This is a genomic window from Bifidobacterium cuniculi (genome assembly GCF_000741575.1).
Classification (GTDB): Bacteria; Actinomycetota; Actinomycetes; order Actinomycetales; family Bifidobacteriaceae; genus Bifidobacterium; species Bifidobacterium cuniculi.
The window spans coordinates 1-4,261 of sequence record NZ_JGYV01000019.1 but is presented as its reverse complement, the minus strand read 5'-3'; the positions used below and the strand labels follow the sequence as shown (position 1 = coordinate 4,261).

The window sequence follows — 4,261 nt, the reverse complement described above, 5'->3', positions numbered from 1 at the left end:
TCGCGTCACCCGGACTGGGCGCAACAGGCTGACTTGTTGGCCGGCCTGGCCGATGCGCTGCCGGCGGGCGCGGTGCCGTTGCTGCACAGTGACCAGGGCTGGCAGTACCAGCAGCCCGCCTGGGCGCGGGCGTGCGCGCGCATGGGCATCGTGCGCAGCATGTCACGCAAGGGCAACTGCTTGGACAACGCCGCGACCGAGCAGGTGTTCGGTCATCTCAAGGACGAGTTCTTCCGGGGTCGTCAATGGGCTGACTATGAGTCGTTCAAGCGTGACCTGGAGGGCTACATCCGTTACTGGAACTCGACACGCTGCCAGGCAGCGGTCGGGGGCATGAGCCCCGACCGCTATGAGCAGGCGTTACTGGCCCTGGCCGGGTAGGGCCGGGGCATGGTAGACTGAGCACCCACACCATGAGGGTGGGTGACACTCATTAACCCCGTCCAGAAAACGGGGGACAGTTCAAAAAACGAAAGATTTCTGCCTTTAGCATCTGAAAGCATCCGAGATCCGGAACCACATGCACGCAAAAGCCAACGCACTTGCTTCTCACGCTTATGAGGGGTGGGTTAATCTGGGGCGGGCCGGAAAGCGTACCGTCATTCCAACGATTCTCGGCCGTCTATGACACCCATCCCTCCTTAACCCACCCCTCATAAGGGAACAAGGCCTACAGACGCCTGCACCGCACGAGGATATGGGCACCTTCGGCGTCGGTGGTGCCATACACGGTGGTCTCGCCGCCGTCCTTGAGCTTGAGCCGCTGCCTGAGCTGCTGCGCGGTCAGGGGAAAATTGCGCACTGCCACGTTCGCTTGCCCCACACCCGCCAGGAGCCGCCTGACGTCCTTCTTGTTGAGGGTGCCAATGCCCTCGATGGCAAAGGCGCGTCCGGGGAATCCCTCCACGGCTTCGACACTCGCGAAGAGATGGCTGTTCGCACCGAGTTGCGCCAGTTGTGGCATGTGTTCCTGGAGCGCGGCGAAGGCGCCGGTCTTCATGATGGATGCGTTCGGCTCGTACAGGTACTGCATCGACGGCAACTCCCCCGCGGGCAGGATGCGCGGGTGCCGGTCCTCAGACAGCCGGAACTCCAGCCGGTCGCCGTCGTTGACGGCCACGATGAGCGGATCGTCGGTCCTCACCCGACCGAGCACCACCAGCAGTTCCTTGCATTCGTTGCCGACGGAGACCACGACGACGTGGCTGACGGTGCCGTCGAACTCCTCGACGGTACGCCGCCAGTCGAGCATCGGCGAGAGTTTGACGAGGACCGTCGGTGCCTTGGCCAGGAGGTCGTCGCGCAGGGCGAGGACGTCGGGCGTGCAGTCGGCGATGGCGTAGGTGCGCGCGCCGGCGGCGTCGCGGCGTGCCGGGTCGAGGTAGATCATGGATGCCGGATCCATGGTCTGCAGGTAGTCGACGGCGTCGGCGTGCACGACCTGCACGCTGACCAAGCCGAGCGCGCGCAGGTTGTGTGCGGCGAGGTCGCAGAGCCGCTTCTGGCGTTCCACGTAGACGGCATGGTCGAAGAGGCGGGACAGGTACGAGAAGTCGACGCCGAAGCCGCCGGTCAGGTCCACGAGCGACGTCCGTTCGGGCACCAACTCGCGCACCAGCTGCATCTTCACCTCGGCGGCGGCCTGCGAGGAGCACTGCTCCATCGGCAGGTGCGGCGGATAGACGATGCCATCGCACGCTGCCCAATCAGGCAGTTTGGTGCGCGCGGTCTGCCATCCGGCGATCTGGTCGAGTGCCAGCGGCAGGTCGAGTCCGGGGTCGTCTCGTCGCGCGTGCAGCGCCAGGTCGCGCACGTCCTGGGTGCGATGCGCCTCGATGTATTCGCGCGTGGCCTCGTTCACCATCATGTCCGCTGCAGTCATGCGCCCATTGTAGGTGTGCGACCGCCCGGCAGGAACGGCGCTTGCATTCCGGCGACAGCCCTGACGCCGACATCCCTGCACCCAAGTGTCCGCCCTGACGGAATCCGCACACCCCTGTGCGATTTTCGTTGAAGCGGGCACCGGGACGGAGGCTTTCCATCATCAGGGAGGGCACCGGCTTGCAGGTGCCAAGAGTTTCACGGGGTGTTTCCCATGGAACCTCATGAAACGCGGGCGTGAAACCGCTGCGGGGAAGGAGTTATCCACAGGCTTTCCATTTCTGACATAACGCTCTTTTTCTCCCTCCACACACCTACTATATCTAGTGACCGAAGCTTCAACAGAACCTAATTATGGCGGAATTCCAAGGGTTCTCGAGCATTGTGGATAAGTTCTGTCCACATCTTCCACACAGCCGAAATGGCAAGTTATCAACATTTGTGGATAACCATGTGGATAACTTTCGCGTGAATCCCCACACTTCCCCCAACTTATCCACATGGTTATCCACATGATGTGGAAAACCACATGCGTGTAAGTTGACAGCGGACAGTTGTCACCGGGTCATGGACCCTCCTCCCATGCCAGTGGCCGGCACCGCAAACGCGATGCCGGCCACTGCGCCAACTCCGGCCGAGGGGACATCGAGCCCCATCCGGCCGCCCTAGATCCACCCTCCCAGCGGGTTGTCCATGTTGCAGAACGCCACCACCAGCACGATCAGCACCAGCAGTGCCGCTCCATAGATCAAAGTGCGCTGCAGCACGGACCTGCGCGCCAGGGCGCGCGGTCCGTCGAGCATGAACATGGTCAGCAGGCCGCCGACCACGAAACCGCCCAGATGCGCCTGCCATGCCACGTTCGGCATGACCACCGGCAGGAGGAAGTTGATGCCCATCCAGATGAGCATCGAGCGCAGGTCCTCGCGCATCTTGCGATACACCGCCAGGCATCCCGCGAACAGTCCGAAGAGCGCACCCGAGGCGCCGTAGCAGGCGGTCATCCAGTTGTAGGAGTCCGTGGTCAGCGCCGCCCAGACCATCATCCCCGCACCGCCGCCGATGCCGGACACCAGGTACAGCACCAGGTACGGCCAATGCCCCATGAGCCGCTCCAGGAACGGTCCCACGCACCACAGCGTGATCATGTTGAAGCCGATGTGGAAAATCGACCGTGGCTCATGCAGGAACATCGACGTGACGAAGGTCCACGGCTCACGGACCGCCGTCAGCGGCATCAACGCGCCGAAGTTGAGCATGCCCTGCAGTCCGCGCGGCCACAGGAAGCTGAACAGGAACTCGCAGAGCCACACCGCCACGCAGGCCAGGATGATTGCGCCGGTGACCACCGGCTCGCCGATGCGCCAACGATAGCGCAGCGAGCGTGCGGAGAACACCTGCCGCAGGGAGGGGGAGTCAGGAAACAGACTGAAACGTGCCATGCCTGCCAGCCTAGCAAGCCGCGAGAATCTGGGCGACACAAGGCCACGCATACCGACAGGCAACACGCGACTGGCGTGCCGGCGCGCATTGTGGAACAATTTGAAGGGATGAAAACGCTCGCCTGATGGGGGACGTCCGTCGGCACCGCCGCCGCGACTTGCCATAAGCACAACGGACTCGCGCCGTCATGCTCGACAACCTATGATGGTGAGCAGAGTCGGCCGGGCGCACCGGCCGACCGTGAACATTGGAAAGGAGCCGTCATGGAGAACCATAAGTCTTCCAGCGGTTGGAAATTCTTCGCACTGCTCTTCGGCGCACTGCTCGCCGGCGTCGTGGGCCTGTACATCTACAAGCAGCAGAACCCCGACTACGATCCGTGGGAGGAGCCGTGGGAGAACAGCTCATCCCCCGTTGACCTGACCCTCGCGAAGGACAAGACCGAGGACGACGTGGAAGAGGTGCCGACCCCCAAGGACATCGCGGGCGACGTCGCCAACAACAAGGCCACTGCCTGATTCCAGGCGTGCAAAGAGGGGCGGTTGCCATCCCGTTGGGATGGCAACCGCCCCTCTTTGCACGCCTGAGAAATTGTGGGTTACCGGCCAAAAAGTGTGTAAAAAAAAAACGGCCCTCATGCGTTCTCCCGGTTGGCGTGAGGGCCGATCCATACCCTAGGGGCCGACCATGCCACCCGGCCAAAAAGTGTGTAAGAAAACCCTTCTGAGACATTGGAACCCTTGGCCTTCCGGCATGTTCATGGTCCCTTGGCCGTTGACTGGTGTCATGCAACGACCAACATGCGCCCGATGTGGCAAGACCATGAGCAAGAACGGCACCACCACGGCGGGCATGACCCGTTACCGGTGCACTACGTGCGGCACGAGCCGTACCACCGTGCAGGACCACACCGCACGCGACCTTCGCTATGGCCTGG

Annotated in this window: 5 protein-coding genes; 3 read left to right on the top strand and 2 right to left on the bottom strand. The window is 62.8% G+C overall.

Annotated elements, in window-relative coordinates; all coding sequences use genetic code 11:
* Positions 1-381: IS3 family transposase (locus tag BCUN_RS08930; protein ID WP_034258551.1), on the top strand; the 381-nt coding region annotated here is incomplete at its 5' end.
* Between the two features lie 289 nt (positions 382-670).
* Here BCUN_RS08930 and BCUN_RS08925 read toward each other — a convergent pair.
* Together BCUN_RS08925 and BCUN_RS08920 are read right to left on the bottom strand one after the other, a co-directional pair.
* Positions 671-1,867, bottom strand: a complete 1,197-nt coding sequence (locus BCUN_RS08925; protein ID WP_033518622.1) for a THUMP-like domain-containing protein — start codon at positions 1,865-1,867, stop codon at positions 671-673.
* A gap of 679 nt (positions 1,868-2,546) precedes the next feature.
* Positions 2,547-3,323, bottom strand: coding sequence for a rhomboid family intramembrane serine protease (locus BCUN_RS08920; protein WP_033518618.1), 777 nt, complete (start codon positions 3,321-3,323; stop codon positions 2,547-2,549).
* A 264-nt stretch (positions 3,324-3,587) separates the two neighbouring features.
* Here BCUN_RS08920 and BCUN_RS08915 point away from each other — a divergent pair, with 264 nt between their 5' ends.
* Entirely contained in the window at positions 3,588-3,842 is a 255-nt protein-coding gene (locus BCUN_RS08915) for a hypothetical protein (RefSeq protein WP_033518620.1), read from the top strand.
* Positions 3,843-4,011: 169 nt separating this feature from the next.
* The coding region (locus BCUN_RS13005) for a transposase-like zinc-binding domain-containing protein (protein WP_420796474.1) at positions 4,012-4,261 on the top strand (250 nt) is incomplete at its 3' end.

Coding starts and splice junctions, on each gene's coding strand:
- BCUN_RS08925 (WP_033518622.1), bottom strand. CDS start 1,867: ATGATGGTGAACGAGGCCACGCGCGAATACATCGAGGCGCATCGCACC.
- BCUN_RS08920 (WP_033518618.1), bottom strand. CDS start 3,323: ATGGCACGTTTCAGTCTGTTTCCTGACTCCCCCTCCCTGCGGCAGGTG.
- BCUN_RS08915 (WP_033518620.1), top strand. CDS start 3,588: ATGGAGAACCATAAGTCTTCCAGCGGTTGGAAATTCTTCGCACTGCTC.